We start from the raw sequence: 18568 nt of genomic DNA on the forward strand, positions 1-18568 counted from the left end.
ATTAACTATAATTTATTCAATTCGTGTAATAATGCTTGTCCGCCAATAAAGTACTTTCATTTTGGGTTCATAGGTGTTATTATTTAATTCGTAATAAGAATAACAACGGTAAATTCACATTCAAGCCCATCACAGCACGAACTGAATTTACTTAGCGGTATATTATATTTAAGTGAATTATGGACGAGAAAAAATTCACCTTTTGAAAGGGGATTGATACATGAAAACCACCGCTAAAAAAATGTCTGTATTCCAGCTAACCACAATGGTAGCAGCCAATATGCTAGGAGCTGGGATCATTATGTTACCAACTAATTTGGCTCAAGTTGGTACTATTTCAGTTTTATCTTGGCTCGTAACAGCTGTGGGTGCGCTTCTGTTAGCGTATATTTTTGCTCAAGCGGGTATGTTCTCTCAGATTAGAGGGGGCATGGGCGGTTATGCAGAACACCGCTTCGGTAAAACTGGACATTTTATGGCGAGCTATGCTTACAGCATATCTCTCATCATTGCTAATATCGCCATCGCGGTATCTGCCGTAGGTTATGGCGCAGCTTTCTTTGGTGTTGACCTCAATGCGACACAAACTAGCCAAGTAACAATTGTGCTCTTGTGGTTCGCAGCGATTTTGAACTTCCGTGGTAATCGCTTCACAGGTCGACTCAGCAACATGACTATTTGGGGCTCTATTGTTCCGGTTTTGTTAATTGGTACAATCGGCTGGTATTGGTTCGACCCATCTATTTATTGGGCAGCTTGGAACCCAAATGATCTTCCGTTTTACGATGCAGTAAAACAATCTATTTCCCTGACTTTGTGGGGCTTCCTAGGATTTGAGTCCGCAGCGGCTAATGCAGATGCTGTTGAGAATCCAAAGAAAAACGTACCTATCGCTACTGTGGCAGGTACATTAGCAGTGGCAGTGGTTTACATCTTGTCCACGAATGTTATGGCAGGTATCGTGCCTAACATTGACTTGTTAAATTCTAATGCACCATTTGGTTTGACATTTGTATACATGTTTAATGATACAATTGCAGACATCGTTATGGCTGCAATGGTTATTTCTTGCTTTGGCGCTTTGCTTTGCTGGCAATTCACATTGTCTCGCGTATTCAAAAGCGCAGCGGAAAATGGTTACTTCCCTAAAGTATTTGCTCGTGTAAATAGCAAAGATGCTCCTGTTCGTGGCGTATTCATTTTACTCGCTGTTGAAACATTACTTACTTTGTTCACTGCTAGCGACTCCTTACGTGAGCAATTTGAAATCTTAGTAAACTTAGCGGTTGTAACTAACGTAGTACCGTATGTATTGTGCATCTTGGCAGTACCTACAATGATGCGTATGGCTGGCGTAGCTGAAAGCCGTATTAAACGTTTCAACTACGTGTTCGGCGCAGGCGTTATCTACTGTTTATATGCAATTTACGCATGTGGCTTTGATGCTATGGTAGGTAGTGCAGTAGCGGTAAGCATCGGTTTCGTGATCTATGTTTTGCGTAAAGCGTGGACTACACGCAAAGCACACCGCTTACAACAAAGTATCGATTAATTAAATAACTCTCGTCTTATAAGAGGCTGTTACTTAGTAACAGCCTCTTTTTGGTATATTAATCAAACTTATTAATTATGGTTTTATTGATTATAAATAATTGATAGTTACTAAAGTGATTAAAAGTTTTTTCGGTATGTATAAAAAAAATTCATGAGAAAATCACCATTATAATAATAATTAATATATATACAGTTGGATACAGTTAATACGGAAAAAATCATATATATAAAGTGATTTTTATGGGTTTATACATAAATAGAGACTTGTTCAGTAATCGATATTTTTTGTTAGTATAAAAATTATATTGATTTTACTAAATATAACGATACCCCTAAGGGGTATATGTATTGTAAACATAATATTAATATAGTATATTTATAATCGATAAAAGTGAATGAACTAGTGAGTGTCGGTGTTCACCGAGCGTAAAAGAGGAAAATGGGTGTAAATCCCATACTATGCAAATAGCTGTAATGAGGAGCAAGGTTTCATTATAGGGTCACTGGGAAACTGGGAAGGCCGAAATGTTGCGATGAGTCTGAGTCAGAAAGCCTGCTCTAAATGTATGGTATGCATATACTGTGCTTAATTTAGGTTAGTCAGGCGACTAGCTTTTTTTTGTTCCTCAGGGAGCTATATTTTTTCTTATTTTTGCGTATTACTGCTACGTTGAGTGGGAGGTACCCTTAGTTTTTCATTTGATTTGTTGTTAGTGTTTAGAGAGTTTAGGAGGCGCCTATGGGTAAACGATTTGCTAAACATTTGGGACAATTTATTGTAACCTTGTTTGGCATCACATTTTTGACATTTTGTCTCACTTATTTAGCACCAGGCGATCCAGTAACGATGTTACTAGAAACGGCAGATACTATCGTGTCTCAGGAGCTCATCGATGAGACTCGAGCTCAGCTTGGGTTAGATAAACCGTTTATAGTGCAATATGCAAACTGGGTTGTAAATGCTGCACAAGGTGACTTAGGGATGAGTTACTCTGCTAAAAAGCCTGTTGTAGATCGTATGTTGGAGGCTTTGCCAGGGACAGTTATGTTAGCAGGTACATCATTAGTATTTACATTGCTCTATGCATTGCCGGCAGGGATTATAAGCGCCTTAAATCGAAACAAATGGATCGACTATCTGTTGCGCGTTGCTTCCTTTGTAGGCGTGTCTATGCCATCATTCTGGTTAGGCCTTGTACTGATTTATATCTTTGGCCTTAAATTAGGACTTGTTCCTATTGCATCTTCTCGTGTAACTCCTATCGGTGTAATTCTACCAGCCGTTACATTAGCTGTTGTAGTCGGGTCCAAGTACATGCGCCAAGTTCGTCTCGTTATTCTTGAAGAAATGCAAAAGGATTATGTTATCGGCGCACGTGCTCGTGGTGTGAGTGAGATGAAAATTTTATTCGGTCATATTTTGCCTAATGCAGTATTACCACTTATCACTATACTGGGCGTTGTTATCGGTTGGTTATTAGGCGGTGTTGCAGTTATTGAAATGGTATTCTCCTGGCCTGGCCTTGGGAATATGGCAGTATATGCCATTACCATGCGCGACTATCCATTGATCGAAGGTTTTGTGTTGTGGGTTGCCTTAGCATATATGTGTATTAATGCATTAGTTGATGCGTCATATATCTTGTTAGACCCTAGATTAAAAAGGGAGAGAGCATAATGGCAGAATTTATTCAAAAACATAAACTGTTCTCTTTCTACAGTACATTGATGATTATTGTTGTACTCATTGCTATTTTTGCACCATGGCTTGCTCCGGGTGATGCTTTTAGCTCAAATCTGAGTCAAGCATTACAAGCGCCAAGTAGTCAACATTGGTTTGGTACAGATAAGCTTGGTCGTGATGTATTGTCTCGCATCATTTATGGTACACAGTTATCCTTGTTTATGGGTGTCAGTATCGTTGTTATCATGGTAAGCATTGGTACTATTATCGGTGCCGTAGCTGGTTATTTCGGCGGGAAAATCGAAATGGTCCTCATGCGTCTTGCGGACATTATGCTATCCTTCCCGGGTGTAGTATTAGCCATTGCCATTGCTGGTATTTTGGGTGGTAGCATTGTGAATACGATTATAGCGCTATCTGTAGTTGGTTGGGCAAAATATGCTCGTCTTGTACGGTCTATGACGTTGAAAGTTCGCGGTGAAGAGTATGTAACGGCGGCTGTCATGATGGGGGCCTCTACAACGACTATTCTAAGACGTCATATCATTCCCAATATCCTTCCTCTTGTTGTTACAACAGGTGCACTTGATATTGGGGCTATCATGATTGAAGTAGCAGGTCTATCCTTCTTAGGTTTTGGTGCTCAACCGCCAACACCAGAATGGGGCCTTATGCTCAACGAAGGTCGTCAATATTTACAAACCAGTCCATGGCTGATGGCCTTCCCTGGTATGTCCATTCTTATCGTAGTTGCTATCTTTAACCTTTGGTCTGATTCCTTACGGGACGTAGTGGATCCTAAGAACCAAGGTTAGTTACGTGTGATGCTTATTTATAGGTTGTGTTGTGAAAGTTGTTATATAAATAGGCGGTAATAAGGTTTTTCCATTATGACTATTGTAGATTGTAGTAGTCATGATGTGTATGTTTTATGTTTATATGTAATGGTACAAGGAGATTTTACATGAAAAAATCTTGGAAAAAAGCCCTCTTAGCAGGTCTTAGCATTGTAATGATGGGTTCCTTCATCGCTGGTTGCGGCTCTGATAATAGTGGTGCTGCTAATAAGGATGTTTTAAAAGTTGGTGTAACTAACTTCGCATCTACATTAGAACCTACAGAAAACTTCTTCGCATGGGTTGTTATGCGCTATGGTGTAGGCGAAACATTGGCTAAGTTTGACGAACAAATGAAACCTCAACCATGGATTGCATCTAAATGGGAAGTATCCCCAGACCATAAAACGTGGACTTTCACAATCAATGATAAGGTGAAATTCTCTAATGGTAAAAAAGTTGATGCTGCAGCAGTTAAAGCATCTATCGAACGGGCTTTTGAAAAATCCAATCGTGCAAAAACATTCTTCGAATATGACTCTATGGAAGCTAATGGTCAACAATTAGTTATTCATACAACAAAAGAATATCCTAATATGCCTGGCCTTTTAGCGGATCCTTTATTCCTAATCGTTGATGTACAATCTGAAAAAGATGGCCGTAACTTTGCGAAGGAAGGTCCTATTGGTACAGGTCCATACGTAGTTAAATCTTTCACAAAAGAACGTGCTGAGATGGCTGCTAACGAAAACTATTGGGATGGTACAGTACCATTTAAAACTGTAGAAATTCCTTCCATCGATGACCCTAATACTCGCGCTATGAGCTTACAATCTGGCGACGTAGATATGGCTGTTAACATCGGTGCTGGTGAAATTGGTTTATTCCAAAATAACGATAAGTTCAAGGTTGATGAAATCGCATCTCTTCGCGTAGTATTGGCTCGTATTAACCAAAAAGGTGTTCTTGGTGATGACAAAGTACGTGCTGCAGTTATTTCTGCAACAGACCGTAAAAACTATGCTGATGTATTGTTAAAAGGTACATTCATTCCTGGTTCCGCACCAATTCCACCATCCATGGACTATGGCTTCAAAGATTTGAAAGATCCTAATGCGTATAACCCTGAACGTTCTAAACAATTATTAGCAGAAGATGGTTGGAAAGATACTGATGGGGACGGCATCCTTGATAAAGATGGCAAACCATTGACATTTGACTTCGTAGTATATAATTCTCGTGCAGAATTACCACTTTATGCAGAAGCTGTTCAAGCAGACCTTAAAAAAGTGGGTATCGACATGAAAATCAAAACAGTTGACTATAACTTGATTGATAAAATGGGTCAAGATGGCGACTATGATATGCTTATCTCCAACATCGTAACTGCTAATACAGGCGATCCAATCTGGTTCTTAGCTAACTACTGGCATACTAATGTGGATGGTTCCAACCCTCAAAACGGTTCTGGTTACTCCAATCCACAAGTTGACCAATTGTTAGATGCTGCTGAAACTGAATTTGATCCTGCAAAACGTCGTGACTATGCAATTCAAATTCAACAATTATTGATGAATGATGGTGCTGCATTGTTCTTAGGTTACCCTAAAACTAATATCGTTACTGGTTCTTACTTGAAAGGTGCTGTCATGTACCCAAGTGACTACTACTGGATTACTAATAAAATTACAAAATAATAAGGAGCTATAATGGCAGAAAACATACTAACTGTAGAGAACCTTAACATCGCGTACCAAGGTGTGCCTGCTGTTATGGATGTAAACTTTACCTTGGAACGCGGTAAGGTATTGACCATTGTAGGGGAATCTGGATCCGGTAAAACTACCGTGATCCGGGCCCTCATGGGTTTATTGCCTATAGGTGGTGAGGTCACAGATGGTACAATGCTCTTTAATGGTCAAGACCTTCGCACCCTATCTAAGTCTGAATGGAGAGCTATACGTGGTAAAGACATGGCCATGATTTTCCAAGATAGTGGTAGTGCTTTAGACCCAATAGTTCGCATTGGTAAACAGTTTAGAGAATTATTTAAATCTCATATAGAAATTACCAATGATGAATGTGATCGACGAGCAATTGAGTTATTAGAATCTGTTTCTCTCCCTAATGGGGCAGATATATTGCGCCGTTATCCACATGAGTTATCCGGCGGTCAACGCCAACGTGTGGGCATTGCTATGGCATTAGCGCTGGATCCTGCGTTATTAATTGGTGATGAACCTACATCTGCTTTAGATGTAACAACACAATCTCAAGTAGTTATGCAAATGCTAGAACTTGCTAAAGAGCATAATTCTGCTATCGTAATGGTTACGCATAACCTTGGTGTAGCGGCCTATATGTCCGACTATATCATTGTTATGAAAAAGGGCCGTGTTGTTGATGCTGGCACACCGCAAGATATTTTAGAAAACCCATCTAATGAATATACGAAACAATTAAAAGATGCTGTACCAACATTGGAAGGAGGTCGTTACATTGACTAACTACGCTGTAGAATTAAAAAATGTATGTAAACGATTCCCACTTCCTACTGGTGGTGAGCTCGAAGCGTGTAAGAGTATTAATATCACCTTAGAAAAAGGCGAGTCCCTTGGGATTGTAGGGGAATCTGGCTCTGGTAAAACGACTTTGGTTCGTATGATTATGAAGATGCTGCCTATCACAGAAGGCGAGATTTATGTAGATGGTGTAGAAATCCAACATATGAACTCTGAGCAAACGAAAGAGTACCGCAAGAAGATTCAAATGGTATTCCAAGATCCATCAGCAGCCTTCAATCCACGTATGAAGGTAAAGGATATCATCCTCGAACCGCTATACAATTTTGGGCTTCTTGAAAAGGGCAAAGAAGAACAAATAGCTGGTGACTATCTTGAGATGGTAGACCTACCTCGCGAGTTCATGCATCGCTATCCTCATGAAATGTCTGGGGGCCAACGCCAACGTGTGGCCATTGCCCGTGCCATCGTACTGGAACCGGAAATTCTTGTGCTAGATGAAGCAACAAGTGCTCTAGACGTTTCTGTACAGGACTCTATCGCGTACCTATTAGCGCGTTTACAAAAGAAGAAAAACTTAACATACCTATTCATTGCGCATGACATTGCGTTCATTCGTACCATGTGTCATAAGGTAGTGGTTATGTATAAAGGTGCTATTGTTGAAGAGTTAGATGCATTCCATCTAGCAGATGCAAAACATCCTTATACGAAGGTTCTGTTGAGCTCTATCTTTGAAATTGGTAAAGATCATAAGCCGCTTACGTTAGAAGAAGCGACTAAAGAAGCATAAGGTTTCAGTATAATGTATCAGTGCTCTTAGTACAGGTACTGTATAAGCTGAATCGCTTACTATAGTAGGGAAATAGTAGGTATATATAATAGCAGTTAGCCAAATGGCTAACTGCTATTTTTTCGTTTACAAAGATATTCTCACATACATGCAAATATATCGAAATTTTTCTTAAAAGAGATTGTGTTAACACTGAATATATAGTATAGTTGACTAAGCAATATACCCCTATGGGTATAATTAAAATATGCTCATATGAAATGATATACATATAGAGAAAGGTTAGGTGTGTGAATGAAAGGATTACATAAGGCGTTACTGATTGGCATGATGCTGGGTGTTACGGTCCTTGGTACTGTAGGCTGCATGAATCAATCATCCGATTCATCTAATGATGTATTAAAGGTAGGGGCTATTAGCTTTGCTGGTACATTAGAACCAACGGAAAATTATTTTAGTTGGGCTGTTGTGCGATATGGTGTTGGTGAAACGCTCATAAAATTTGATGACCACATGAATGCTACACCGTGGTTGGCTACATCTTGGAAACAAAGTAATGACAAGATGACATGGACTTTCACCATCAATGATAAGGTTAAGTTCTCTAACGGTAATCCTCTTACAGCAGAGGCGGTAAAAGCATCCTTGGAAAGAACCTTCGGGAAGAGTAAACGGGCTAAGTCATTCTTTAACTACACAGAAATGACAGCTAATGGTCAAGAGCTTACCATTAAGACGGATAAGCCATATTATAATTTGCCAAACTTGTTGGGGGATCCTTTATTCTTGATTATGGATGTAACGGCTGAGGCAAATGGTCGTGATATAGCCAAGGAAGGTCCTATCGGTACAGGTCCTTATGTGGTAACATCCTTTACAAAAGAACGGGCTGAGCTTGGTAGAAATGAAAATTACTGGGATGGTAAAGCTGGTTTTGCCAAGGTTGAAATTCCTTCTATCAACGATGCTAATACGCGTGCTATGGCGCTACAAGCAGGCGATGTAGATATGGCTATTAGCATTGGTCCTGGTGAATACGGCATCTTCCAAAACGATAAGAACTTTACAATCTATGAAGAGTCATCCCTTCGAGATGTATTCGTTCGCATGAGTCAAAAAGGAAAACTCAAAAATGCTAATCTTCGTGCGGCTCTCATTGCAGCAGCAGACCGTGAGTCCTATGCGAAGAACTTGATGAAGGATACATTTATAGCTGGTAAGGCTCCGTTACCACCATCTATTGATTATGGATTTAATCAACTACGGGACCCTAATGCGTACAATGTGGAACGTGCCAAAGCCTTGTTGAAACAAGAAGGTTACGTAGATACGAATGGCGATGGCATTGTTGATAAGGATGGCGAAAATCTAGTACTAGATTTCTATGCGTATACATCTCGACCTGAATTGCCATTATATGCAGAAGCATTACAAGCAGACTATAAAAAAATCGGTGTAGATTTACACATCAAGATTGTAGACTATGCGGTGATTGACACATTAGCACAGTCCGGCGATTACGATATGTTAATCTCTAGTGTAGTAACGGCCAATACAGGACAACCAGTATGGTTCTTGAAACAATATTGGGGAACAGGTTCTGAAACGAATGGTTCTAGATTCTCTAATCCACGTTTTGATGAATTGTTAACTCTTGGTGAAAGCTCTAATGATCCTGTGGTACGTCGTAATGCCGTTATTAATGCAGAACAATTGATGCTTGATGACTCTGTAGCATTATTCCTTGGATACCCTAAGATTAATATTGTAGGAAATAAACATATTGATGGTATCAAAATATCTCCATCAGAATACTACATCATTACGAAAGATTTGAAGCGTAAATAATGTAAGGTATTTCCCGGTATTTAGTGATTTAAAATATGATGACTGACCAAATAACAGAATCAGATGGATAAAAAAGAGGACCTACTGTATAAGTAGGTCCTCTTTGTGTTGTTCTTATTTTTTCTTTTGCTCTGTTGCATCAAGTTCTGCCATATTTACAACATTTGCTTTGCCAACCATTTTGTTATATTTAATAAATAGTTGTGTATAAGCTTCGCCGTAGGAAGAGTTGATGATGATATAGTTACGAGCCTCTGCAACAAACTCTTTCACAGAGTCTTGATACTCGCGTACTGCATTTTGTGTTTCTGATGTTGTACCAGGTTGTAATTTATTAATGCGTTGTGTGATTTGTTGTAAGTTTGCTTCGACCTTTTGGGTATCCGTATTTCCATCTGGATCGATAAGGTCGATTGTTTGGGCAGTCATGAGATTTAACTCAATGAAGTTAACTGCATTTTCACGTTTTTCACCTTGATACTCGTTCATGCGCTCTGTATAGAGCTCATTATTACGATTATCTAAGGCTAAATCTAACGCATTGTATGTAGCATAGAATTGTTCAGCTAGTGGCACATATTGTGCAGCTAATTCATCGCTACCTTTGAAATTATCTTTTTCGAAACGACGCTCTACATAATAGGCTTGCAATTGATCTGCAACCGGAATTAATTGGTCTAGAATCGCTAATACATCATTAGTCGATTGGTTTACATCTTCGTATGGAGTTGGACTATCTTGTTTTGCAGCCTCTAAAGCTGTTTTAAGGTCCTTATATTTTGGCAATGTTATGGTCGTGTTATGGGACCCATTACGCAACTCTTCAAGAGTTGGTTGTAATTGGTTAGCATAGGCTACACTATATGAATTATATGTGTCTAATGCGACAATGTAAGGACGGATAGCGTTGATTTTGTCGTCAACGGTTGATCGATATAAAATTGTCGTTGTATTGGATGACAAGAGTGTATACACCCCGTAGATCCCACCACCGATAATAGCAATGCCAAGCACAACAGCTGCTATTAACTTGATGTATCCCTTTTTCAACTGCGCACGCTCCTTGAAAACACACTAACTCTTATTGGATCCGTTTGGGCGCACTACGCCCCTAGAGTAATTAGTTACATTATATCATAAACTTACGTCCCAAAAAAGACGTATAGAGCAGAGAATCATAAGGAATAGATGAAATTATGTTATGTGAACATGTATTAATATTTGTAATTCGCTATTTATAGATGAATATACTCTGTGAAAGTTAAATTAGTATATTTCTTAATACCTTTGATATAATTTATGTATATATGACGGGAGGAGATTCTAATGGGCACTGATAAGGTTTATAACTCTATTGAAGAAGTATTAGATATAGCTGAATCTGCAGAGGGTAAAACGGTTGGTGAGTTTGATATAAATAATCGCCTAGATAGTAGGGGAAACAAGGGCGGTATAGGTCAGGTTTTAGAAGAAGGCTTATTTAAAATGGCCGTTAATAGCAGAGCAGAAGCAGATTTTGTTGATTTAGGTTTAGAGCTAAAAGTTACTGCTATAAAAGAAAATAAAAAGAATGACTTCTCTGCAAAAGAACGGTTAGTTTTAAATATTATTAACTATGAAGAGGATTACAAAGACTCTTTTGAAGAATCATCATTTTGGCAAAAAAATAAGAATTTATTGGTTATATTTTACTTATATAAAGACGAATTAGATAAAAAGGACTTTCCTATCATAAAGTCTGTTTTACATAATTTTGATCCTGTGGATTTAGAAATTATAAAGCAAGATTGGCAGACTATTATGGATAAGATTATAGCCGGTGAGGCCCATAATATTTCAGAAGGTGATACGATGTATTTGGCTGCGTGTACTAAAGGGGCTAATGCTAAGTCCATAAGAAAACAACCATTTTCTAATATACCAGCTAAACAACGTGCATTTTCTCTTAAAAGTTCTTACATGTCTGCCTTTGCTCGCCGTGTTATTGATAGACAATTAATACCATCACTATTTAATGTTGATGAACTTAAAAGTAAGACTACATTACAATTATTACAAGAACGATTCGCTCCATATATTGGGAAAAGGGTATCTGAGATTGCTAAACTAATGGAGATCCCAGTTAGTACGAATAAGGCCTTTAATGCTAATCTTATTAGCGCCATATTAGGAGTAAAAGGGACAAAGTTGGAGACTCTTAGAGAATTTAATAAAGCGAATATTAAATTCAAAACAATTAGACTGGAGCCTGATGGCATTCCTTGTGAGCATATGTCATTTGAACAAATAGATTTTAATCGTTGGATTAAAGATGATTGGGAATACTCTCAACTTTATGAAAATTTTGAGTATACAAAATATTTATTTGTAGTATTCCAATATGATGAGTATGAAACGGAGAATAAAGATAGAGAGGCTTACTTCAAAGGTGTTACACTTTGGAATATGCCTGAAATGGTGATTGAAAATGAATTAAAAAGTCTATGGAGAACGACGAAAACTATTTTAGAAGAAGGTGTTCAACTTATACCTAGAGGCAGAGGTATATCAAATAATTTACCAGGCTCTAAATTTAATGGTGTTTGCCATATAAGACCAAAGGGGAGGAATGGGAACGATAAGATTTCTTTACCTGATGGACAAAAGATAACAAAACAATGTTATTGGTTAAATAAAGAATTCATAGCGGAGGTTGTGAAAGATATATAGTAGAGACTCAAATTGATCTTGATCTTTTTAGGAATTTCTGATATAATAATGATCTATGAAGGTGGTATATTAAGGGGTAAAGTAATGAAAATATTCTCCATGTTTGATGGTGTAGGTGGGTTTATAGTAGGTTTAGAGAATTCTTCTAAAGAAGTTTTCAAAACGCTATATTCTAACCAGTATGAGCCATCTCGTAAGACTCAAGATGCCTATGAAGTAGGTTTATATAGATTTCCTGATATAGAACATATTCCAACCGATGTAGCTTTAATTCCTAATGAAAAGTTCGAGGAAATGAAGGCTAATGGTGTAAATATGATTGTTGGTGGTTTTCCTTGTCAAGATTATTCGGTTGCACGTAGTAAGAAGAATGAACTTGGTATCGAAGGGAAAAAAGGGGTTCTTTTCTGGGAAATTATCCGTGCTACTGAGGTAATTAGACCTAAGTATTTGGTTTTAGAAAATGTTGACCGTTTATTGAAGGCTCCTTCCAATCAACGTGGCCGTGACTTTGCGATTATGTTGGCTGCTTTCAATCAATTAGGTTATTCTGTGGAATGGCGTGTTATCAATGCTGCTGATTATGGTCGTGCACAACGGAGACGTCGTGTGTTCTTCTTTGTATTTAGAAATGACACAAAGTGGGGGAAACGACTACATACTAAATACGAAGCCACATTACCTACTGATGTCGATTTAGATACTCGTTTAGCTTGTTATACTCCTTATATCTTTAAAGATGGGCTTTTTGCTCGTCAATTCCCTGTTAAAGGTGAAGCAGTTAAAAAACGTATTAATGCTAATAAGCTTGATGAAGATATTGCAGAAGTATCAGCAAACTTCTCTGATGGTAAAATGTGGAACTCTGGACTCATGACTAATGGGTATTATTATACGATTGAAACTGAACCAAAAGGGGATGAAGAACCAATCCCAATGAAAAAGATTGTGGTTAAAGACAATCAAGTACCAGAAAATTATTATGTTGATGGTGAAAAATTAGAGAAGTTTAAATATCTTCGTGGTCCTAAGAAAATTACACGGACTGCAGCAAATGGACATACTTATACCTTCTCTGAAGGTGGTATGAGTGAATATGACTCTCTTGAACTACCAGGTCGGACAATGCTTACATCTGAAGGCAGTGTTAATCGATCTACACATCTTTTGAAAATTGATGGTAAATATCGACTTATTACACCGATTGAAGCTGAGCGTTTACAAGATTTTCCTGATGACTGGACTCGCTATAAACGTAATGCAAAAGGTGAAGTAGTAGAGGTATCTGATCGTATGCGTATGTTCTTCATGGGGAATGCACTTGTGACAGGTATCGTTAAACGTATAGGTGATGAGCTTCAAAAAATTGATGCTATCTAATACAGGAGCTCTAGTTTAGAGCTCCTTTTCTTTAGTGTAGAGAGAGGATAATTTATGTTGTTACGTTTTATTAGACTATTTACTTTAACAGTTACTTTTATTTGTATTTCTAGTGCAACATTTGCCATTTCTTTAGGTGAATTACAAAACTCACCACAGTTTTGGCGTGAACGCCATGATAGTAGTAGGGATATTTATCTAGATTTGAATTCTGTACAGAATGTTATTTATGAACCGCCCCAATATACCCTAAAATTCAAGGTGTATGCAGTTGATAAAAAAGAAAACTTTATTGCTGAAGGCGAGGCTATAGCTGATTACGATTATAATAAGTCCATAGAGGGTATAATAAAAAGGAATAATTTATCAAAAGTGCCATATACTTCAGAAAAGGTTAAGTCTACAGTAAAAAAAGCAAAGTTAAAAGATTCAGGAGTTGTAAGTGGGCTAAAATTTAGTGCTGTTTATGACTTTAATGGGAATGAGATATATTCTGGAGATTCAATTGTGGCATTTAAAAAAGAAAAAGTTGATGTAACTTCAAGTGGATATGTTATTTCAGTAAAGGCATTTAAACAATATTATAAAGTTACCTTTTAATTATGAAAAAGTCTCTATCTATGATAGAGGCTTTTTTAGCATTAAAAATAATGTGACTCTCATTACTTTCTCATTAACAGTAAGTAGGATATAAACGATTATAATAATTTGAGATACAATAGGAGAGAGAATTATGAGCGAGAATGCATACGTATGTCCATATTGCCAATCAGAAAATATCCAAAGTTATAATATTGCTTATGCTGGTGGCTTTTCTAATGTAAATGGTGTAACTACAGGTGTAGGTATTGGTGCTGGTGGTCGAGTAGGTGTTGGTATTGGCAATACTGTAGGTACTCAACAAACAGCACTTTCTATGATGGCTAAACCACCGATGAAAAAATCAATTGCTACATATATTTTAAAGTGGTGGATTGCGATTCAATTTGGTCTCGTATTATTGCTTTGGATTTCCGGCCTAAGTAAACATGAGGCTTCACTAATTATTTATTTTGGTGCATATGCGTTGTTAATCTACAAAACATATCAACGATATGTATGGAATAGAGATACATATCCAGGATTACGTCGCGATTGGGAGCATACATATGTATGTTTACGTTGTGGAAATTCTTTCCTTTTATAAATGAAATACATTAGCATACAATATAAAGGTACGCCTATAATACTATATAGGTGTACCTTTTATTTGTATGGATAGGATATTTGTAATGTGAAAGAATTATTAGGACATATTTGCGTATTGTTCAAATTATATTTTGATATTCATTGTCCATAGTTACATATCGGTATATAATAATATTATCAAATTTGTATTTTTCGATATAATCATATGAAAGGAGTACATATGTCAAATTTTATCACTCCTAAAGAATTATTAGCTTGTCTCGACGAGGTCATTATTTTAGATGCTCGTGGTTATCAAGATTATCAAAAAGGTCATATTAAAGGCTCTTATGCGGTGGATTTAAATAAGGATTTAACAGGTCCTTTGGGCGAGCATGGCGGTCGTCATCCATTGCCGGATATGGAGCGTTTGGCTCATACTTTTGAGTCTTACGGGATCACTCGTGATTCCAAGGTCGTTGTGTATGATTCTTGGCTCTTCTTGGCGGGTCGTCTCTGGTGGACTTTGCGCTACATGGGGTTGTCTGATGTGCGCGTGTTGTCTGGCGGTATTGAACGTTGGGTTAAGGAAGGTCATCTTCTTACTAAAGATCCTACTCCGTTGCCGACAGAACCAACTGTTTTCAACTATGAATTGCAAACTCATATGGTTATGAGCCGTGACGAGGTTCTCAAAGCTAGTGAAAGCGGAGATCATGTTATCATTGATGCTCGTGCGCCGTATCGTTATGATGGGTCTCAAGTAGATACGATGGATGGTATGACTGGGCATATTCCTGGTGCTGTTAATCATTTTTATGAAAGTGGCTATACCGCAGATGGTCCTAAGTCTGTAAAAGATTTAGAATCCCAGTATTATAATGAAATTTACCAAAATAGACCTGTTGTGACCTATTGTGGTTCAGGGGTAACGGCTTGTAATGCGTTATTGACTATGAGTGAGGTAGGGCTTGAGTCTGCCTTATATGTTGGTAGTTCTAGTGACTGGGTAACCTATGACGGTTTCCCACTTAAGACTGGTGTAGAAACATTACGATAATACAGGAGGGCAAATGAAAATTTTAAAACATCTACTAACCCTTGTTGCGTTTGGTTATTTGTGTTATCACATCTATACCTTTGGGCCCGGCATGTTCAATGTTACGGTGTTGGTAATTCTTGTTTTATCTTCCATAGCTAATTATTTCCGTGAAAAACGTGAAAGTGATCTTAAAGCAAACGAAAACGCTCGAAAGGCTCGTGCGGAAGCAAGACATGCAAAGAAACACAAACAATAGTAATGTATAACTTTCTGGCTAAACTGTATAACATACTATAATTGCTAGTATAAATAAGAATATTTTGAAATATAAGGAAATTGTTGAAATAGAGGCTTTCACAAACTATATTAGTATGTAAAAGCACTATTAGAATAAGGAGTAAGCATTGAAATTAATTTCTTGGAATGTAAACGGCCTTCGTGCGGCTGTAACAAAAGGATTTATGGAATCCTTTAACGAACTGGATGCAGATATTTTCTGTTTACAAGAAACAAAATTGCAACCTGATCAAATTTCTTTGGAATTGCCAGGTTATGAGCAATATTGGAATAGTGCTGTGAAAAAAGGCTATAGTGGTACGGCTGTATTCACACGCATTAAACCGTTATCCGTAACTAATGGTATTGGCATTGAAGAACACGATCAAGAGGGCCGTGTTATTACTGCTGAATATGACAATTTCTATTTAGTATGCTGCTATACACCAAATAGCCAACGTGAATTGGCTCGTCTTGAGTACCGCATGACTTGGGAAGATGCATTCCGTAACTATTTGCTAGAATTAGATAAGAAAAAACCAGTTATTCTTTGTGGTGACCTTAACGTGGCTCACCAAGAAATCGACCTTAAAAATCCTAAGACGAACCGTAAAAATGCAGGCTTCTCCGACGAAGAGCGTGCAAAAATGACCGAACTGTTAGGTGCTGGTTTTACAGATACATTCCGTCACCTCTATCCAGATGCAATTGAGGAATATAGCTGGTGGTCCTACATGGGCAAGGCTCGTGAACGAAATACGGGATGGAGAATTGACTATTTCATCACCTCTAAACGTCTTGACGACAAAATTCAAGAAGCTAAAATTCACCAACAAATCTTTGGCTCTGATCACTGCCCAGTAGAATTAGATATCGATTTATAATATATTGAAAGTATAATCTACAGCCTCATCTTAGGATGGGGCTGTTGTAATAGGTGAAAGGAGACCTTATGGCACAAAAACAAAAGGCTGTTGTCTTATTCAGCGGTGGTGTAGATAGTACTACATGTTTAGCGCTAGCTATTGAAAGATTTGGCAAAGACAATGTAGTGCCGTTATCCATTCAATATGGTCAAAAACATAGTAAAGAACTAGAGGCTGCTGCATCTATTCTCGCTTATTATGGAATTGAAGGTAAAACGATGGATGTCACTAAATTGTTTGCCTTCAGCAATTGCTCTTTATTGACCCAATCCACAGAGGCAATACCTCAAGGTTCATACAAGGAACAACAAGAAACAGAAGGAGAAGGTACGGTTAGTACCTATGTGCCATTTAGAAATGGTCTATTCCTATCTGCGGCGGCTTCCTTAGCCTTATCTCTAGACTGTGGCTATATCTACTATGGTGCCCATAGCGATGATGCGGCTGGCAATGCATACCCAGACTGTACTGAACACTTCTACAAATCTATGGGTGACGCTATCTTTGAAGGATCTGGGAAAGAATGCTCCCTAGAAGCACCATTCATTAACCACAACAAAGCAGACGTCGTAAAAGAAGGACTACGCCTTGGCGTACCATACCACCTAACCTGGTCCTGCTACGAAGGCGGCGACAAACCATGCGGACACTGTGGCACCTGCATCGACAGAGCCGAAGCATTCCGCGCAAACGGCGTCGAAGACCCGGCTCTATAACACTCGACTCTATAACACCTATAAACTGGCTTAGACAAGTAGTCGCCTTTTAGGCGGCTACTTTACATATATTCTAATAGAGTAGCAGGTATATGTGCTTCAAGGCGGACTTATACGTCACTAACTCACCTCAACTGGCTTAGGCTAGTTGCGGCGCTTTGATGCGTAATATATTTTATATTATTTATCATGTGGAGGAGGCTGAGTTAAAGCGGCCTTTTATGTCACTATGTATCTGTAATGTTGATTTGTTAAATTCGCAGTGGAAGAAAATACCTTTTCAAAGAGCGACTTTGGCAGGTCGAGGCCCTAGGCCGATGACCGGTTCGCCAGTGGAGCGATGAGGAAAGGTATTTTCTGACACCCCGTCCTTGCCAACAACACAACAATAGTCGTTACTGTAACAAGCCGCTTTAATCTTTCCATAACTTGTGAATATCGAAAATATATGATATTATAAGGGCACAACTAAATAAGACAGTTTGAAACCATCCTGTCTCTAAACAAAACTACGGAAATTCATAAGCATTTTTAGCATGGTAGTTTTGCCATGCTTTTTTTTATTTGAGGAGGTGAGTGTTATGATTACTACACGTAAATTGACTATTTCTGCCATGGTTGTGGCATTGTACATCGTTGTACTCTATTTAACGCAAAGCGTTTCCTTCGGGGCGTATCAAATTCGTATAGCAACATCATTATATGCACTTGCTTATGCCTTTCCGTTCTTGGTGATTCCCATGGGGATTGGCAACCTCATTTCTAACTTCTTATTCGGGGGCCTCGGTATCCTCGACATGGTAGGTGGCTTTGGCGTTGGTATCTTAACAACAGGTATCATCGTTTGCATGCGCAAGATGGGCCTCAGTGCTTGGTGGGCAATTTTGCCAATCATCTTTGTGCCAGCCCTATGTGTACCATTATGGCTCAGCCCATTACTAGGCCTTCCATACTGGCCATTGGTATTGAATCTCATCGTAGGTCAAACAATTCCAGCCGTTCTTGGTTCTGTTTTAGTGAAAGCTTTGATCAGCCGTCCTAGCATGGCTGCTTTGTTAGGTGCTTTCAAATAAAAAGATTTATAGTCAAACAAAAAGGCGTAAGCTCGATATGAG

The 18568-nt window shown here is 38.3% G+C and carries 17 protein-coding genes and 1 riboswitch; of the genes, 16 read left to right on the forward strand and 1 reads right to left on the reverse strand.

Going from position 1 to position 18568, the window contains the following annotated elements; genetic code table 11:
- Window positions 1-220 precede the first annotated feature (220 nt).
- The 7 genes from potE (at window position 221) to ACDF53_RS04945 (ending at window position 9237) form a co-directional block, all read left to right on the forward strand.
- The gene (potE, locus tag ACDF53_RS04915; RefSeq protein ID WP_370815660.1) at window positions 221-1552 is read left to right on the forward strand and encodes a putrescine-ornithine antiporter; all 1332 of its coding nucleotides are present in this window, start codon (window positions 221-223) and stop codon (window positions 1550-1552) included.
- Between the two features lie 390 nt (window positions 1553-1942).
- Window positions 1943-2130: riboswitch (cobalamin riboswitch) on the forward strand.
- Between the two features lie 163 nt (window positions 2131-2293).
- Window positions 2294-3232 (forward strand): nickel ABC transporter permease, encoded by a 939-nt coding sequence (gene nikB, locus ACDF53_RS04920; protein WP_295232669.1) that lies wholly within the window; start codon window positions 2294-2296, stop codon window positions 3230-3232.
- Complete coding sequence (nikC, locus tag ACDF53_RS04925) at window positions 3232-4053, forward strand: nickel transporter permease (RefSeq protein WP_005385374.1); 822 nt, start codon at window positions 3232-3234, stop codon at window positions 4051-4053. The genes nikB and nikC overlap by 1 nt, the downstream gene beginning before the upstream one ends.
- A 149-nt stretch (window positions 4054-4202) precedes the next feature.
- On the forward strand, window positions 4203-5771 hold the full coding sequence (locus tag ACDF53_RS04930) for an ABC transporter substrate-binding protein (protein ID WP_302208883.1): 1569 nt from the start codon (window positions 4203-4205) through the stop codon (window positions 5769-5771).
- 12 nt (window positions 5772-5783) lie between these two features.
- Window positions 5784-6581 (forward strand): ABC transporter ATP-binding protein, encoded by a 798-nt coding sequence (locus ACDF53_RS04935; protein ID WP_005385379.1) that lies wholly within the window; start codon window positions 5784-5786, stop codon window positions 6579-6581.
- Window positions 6574-7389 carry an ABC transporter ATP-binding protein gene (locus ACDF53_RS04940; RefSeq protein WP_105089748.1) on the forward strand — a complete coding sequence of 272 codons (816 nt, stop codon included), beginning with the start codon at window positions 6574-6576 and terminating at the stop codon, window positions 7387-7389. The genes ACDF53_RS04935 and ACDF53_RS04940 overlap by 8 nt, the downstream gene beginning before the upstream one ends.
- A gap of 294 nt (window positions 7390-7683) precedes the next feature.
- Window positions 7684-9237, forward strand: coding sequence for an ABC transporter substrate-binding protein (locus ACDF53_RS04945; protein ID WP_370815661.1), 1554 nt, complete (start codon window positions 7684-7686; stop codon window positions 9235-9237).
- 114 nt (window positions 9238-9351) lie between these two features.
- Here ACDF53_RS04945 and ACDF53_RS04950 read toward each other — a convergent pair whose 3' ends face one another.
- A complete protein-coding gene (locus ACDF53_RS04950; protein ID WP_295780409.1) occupies window positions 9352-10287 on the reverse strand; it encodes a DUF3829 domain-containing protein in 936 nt (311 codons plus the stop codon).
- Window positions 10288-10563: 276 nt separating this feature from the next.
- On the opposite strand from ACDF53_RS04950, the gene ACDF53_RS04955 reads away from it, so the two are divergent.
- The 9 genes from ACDF53_RS04955 (at window position 10564) to ACDF53_RS04995 (ending at window position 18526) form a co-directional block, all read left to right on the forward strand.
- Window positions 10564-11946 (forward strand): Sau3AI family type II restriction endonuclease, encoded by a 1383-nt coding sequence (locus ACDF53_RS04955; RefSeq protein ID WP_370815662.1) that lies wholly within the window; start codon window positions 10564-10566, stop codon window positions 11944-11946.
- Window positions 11947-12030: 84 nt separating this feature from the next.
- Complete coding sequence (gene dcm / locus ACDF53_RS04960) at window positions 12031-13326, forward strand: DNA (cytosine-5-)-methyltransferase (protein WP_370815663.1); 1296 nt, start codon at window positions 12031-12033, stop codon at window positions 13324-13326.
- A 54-nt stretch (window positions 13327-13380) separates the two neighbouring features.
- The gene (locus ACDF53_RS04965; RefSeq protein WP_370815664.1) at window positions 13381-13926 is read left to right on the forward strand and encodes a hypothetical protein; all 546 of its coding nucleotides are present in this window, start codon (window positions 13381-13383) and stop codon (window positions 13924-13926) included.
- A 133-nt stretch (window positions 13927-14059) separates the two neighbouring features.
- Window positions 14060-14512, forward strand: coding sequence for a hypothetical protein (locus ACDF53_RS04970; protein ID WP_278786185.1), 453 nt, complete (start codon window positions 14060-14062; stop codon window positions 14510-14512).
- 222 nt (window positions 14513-14734) lie between these two features.
- Entirely contained in the window at window positions 14735-15553 is an 819-nt protein-coding gene (locus ACDF53_RS04975) for a sulfurtransferase (RefSeq protein ID WP_370815665.1), read from the forward strand.
- 13 nt (window positions 15554-15566) lie between these two features.
- Window positions 15567-15791, forward strand: coding sequence for a hypothetical protein (locus tag ACDF53_RS04980; RefSeq protein ID WP_024064459.1), 225 nt, complete (start codon window positions 15567-15569; stop codon window positions 15789-15791).
- Between the two features lie 148 nt (window positions 15792-15939).
- On the forward strand, window positions 15940-16695 hold the full coding sequence (locus ACDF53_RS04985) for an exodeoxyribonuclease III (RefSeq protein WP_054748264.1): 756 nt from the start codon (window positions 15940-15942) through the stop codon (window positions 16693-16695).
- A gap of 68 nt (window positions 16696-16763) precedes the next feature.
- Entirely contained in the window at window positions 16764-17453 is a 690-nt protein-coding gene (queC, locus tag ACDF53_RS04990) for a 7-cyano-7-deazaguanine synthase QueC (protein WP_370815666.1), read from the forward strand.
- A 581-nt stretch (window positions 17454-18034) separates the two neighbouring features.
- The gene (locus ACDF53_RS04995; protein WP_105089738.1) at window positions 18035-18526 is read left to right on the forward strand and encodes a QueT transporter family protein; all 492 of its coding nucleotides are present in this window, start codon (window positions 18035-18037) and stop codon (window positions 18524-18526) included.
- Window positions 18527-18568: the final 42 nt, after the last annotated feature.

The sequence above is a fragment of the Veillonella sp. genome (assembly GCF_041333735.1).
Classification (GTDB): domain Bacteria; phylum Bacillota; class Negativicutes; order Veillonellales; family Veillonellaceae; genus Veillonella.

Excerpts from the sequence above, each read along its gene's own strand:
- potE (WP_370815660.1), top strand. The coding sequence starts at position 221 with ATGAAAACCACCGCTAAAAAAATGTCTGTATTCCAGCTAACCACAATG.
- nikB (WP_295232669.1), top strand. The coding sequence starts at position 2,294 with ATGGGTAAACGATTTGCTAAACATTTGGGACAATTTATTGTAACCTTG.
- nikC (WP_005385374.1), top strand. The coding sequence starts at position 3,232 with ATGGCAGAATTTATTCAAAAACATAAACTGTTCTCTTTCTACAGTACA.
- ACDF53_RS04930 (WP_302208883.1), top strand. The coding sequence starts at position 4,203 with ATGAAAAAATCTTGGAAAAAAGCCCTCTTAGCAGGTCTTAGCATTGTA.
- ACDF53_RS04935 (WP_005385379.1), top strand. The coding sequence starts at position 5,784 with ATGGCAGAAAACATACTAACTGTAGAGAACCTTAACATCGCGTACCAA.
- ACDF53_RS04945 (WP_370815661.1), top strand. The coding sequence starts at position 7,684 with ATGAAAGGATTACATAAGGCGTTACTGATTGGCATGATGCTGGGTGTT.
- ACDF53_RS04955 (WP_370815662.1), top strand. The coding sequence starts at position 10,564 with ATGGGCACTGATAAGGTTTATAACTCTATTGAAGAAGTATTAGATATA.
- dcm (WP_370815663.1), top strand. The coding sequence starts at position 12,031 with ATGAAAATATTCTCCATGTTTGATGGTGTAGGTGGGTTTATAGTAGGT.
- ACDF53_RS04965 (WP_370815664.1), top strand. The coding sequence starts at position 13,381 with ATGTTGTTACGTTTTATTAGACTATTTACTTTAACAGTTACTTTTATT.
- ACDF53_RS04970 (WP_278786185.1), top strand. The coding sequence starts at position 14,060 with ATGAGCGAGAATGCATACGTATGTCCATATTGCCAATCAGAAAATATC.
- ACDF53_RS04975 (WP_370815665.1), top strand. The coding sequence starts at position 14,735 with ATGTCAAATTTTATCACTCCTAAAGAATTATTAGCTTGTCTCGACGAG.
- ACDF53_RS04980 (WP_024064459.1), top strand. The coding sequence starts at position 15,567 with ATGAAAATTTTAAAACATCTACTAACCCTTGTTGCGTTTGGTTATTTG.
- queC (WP_370815666.1), top strand. The coding sequence starts at position 16,764 with ATGGCACAAAAACAAAAGGCTGTTGTCTTATTCAGCGGTGGTGTAGAT.
- ACDF53_RS04995 (WP_105089738.1), top strand. The coding sequence starts at position 18,035 with ATGATTACTACACGTAAATTGACTATTTCTGCCATGGTTGTGGCATTG.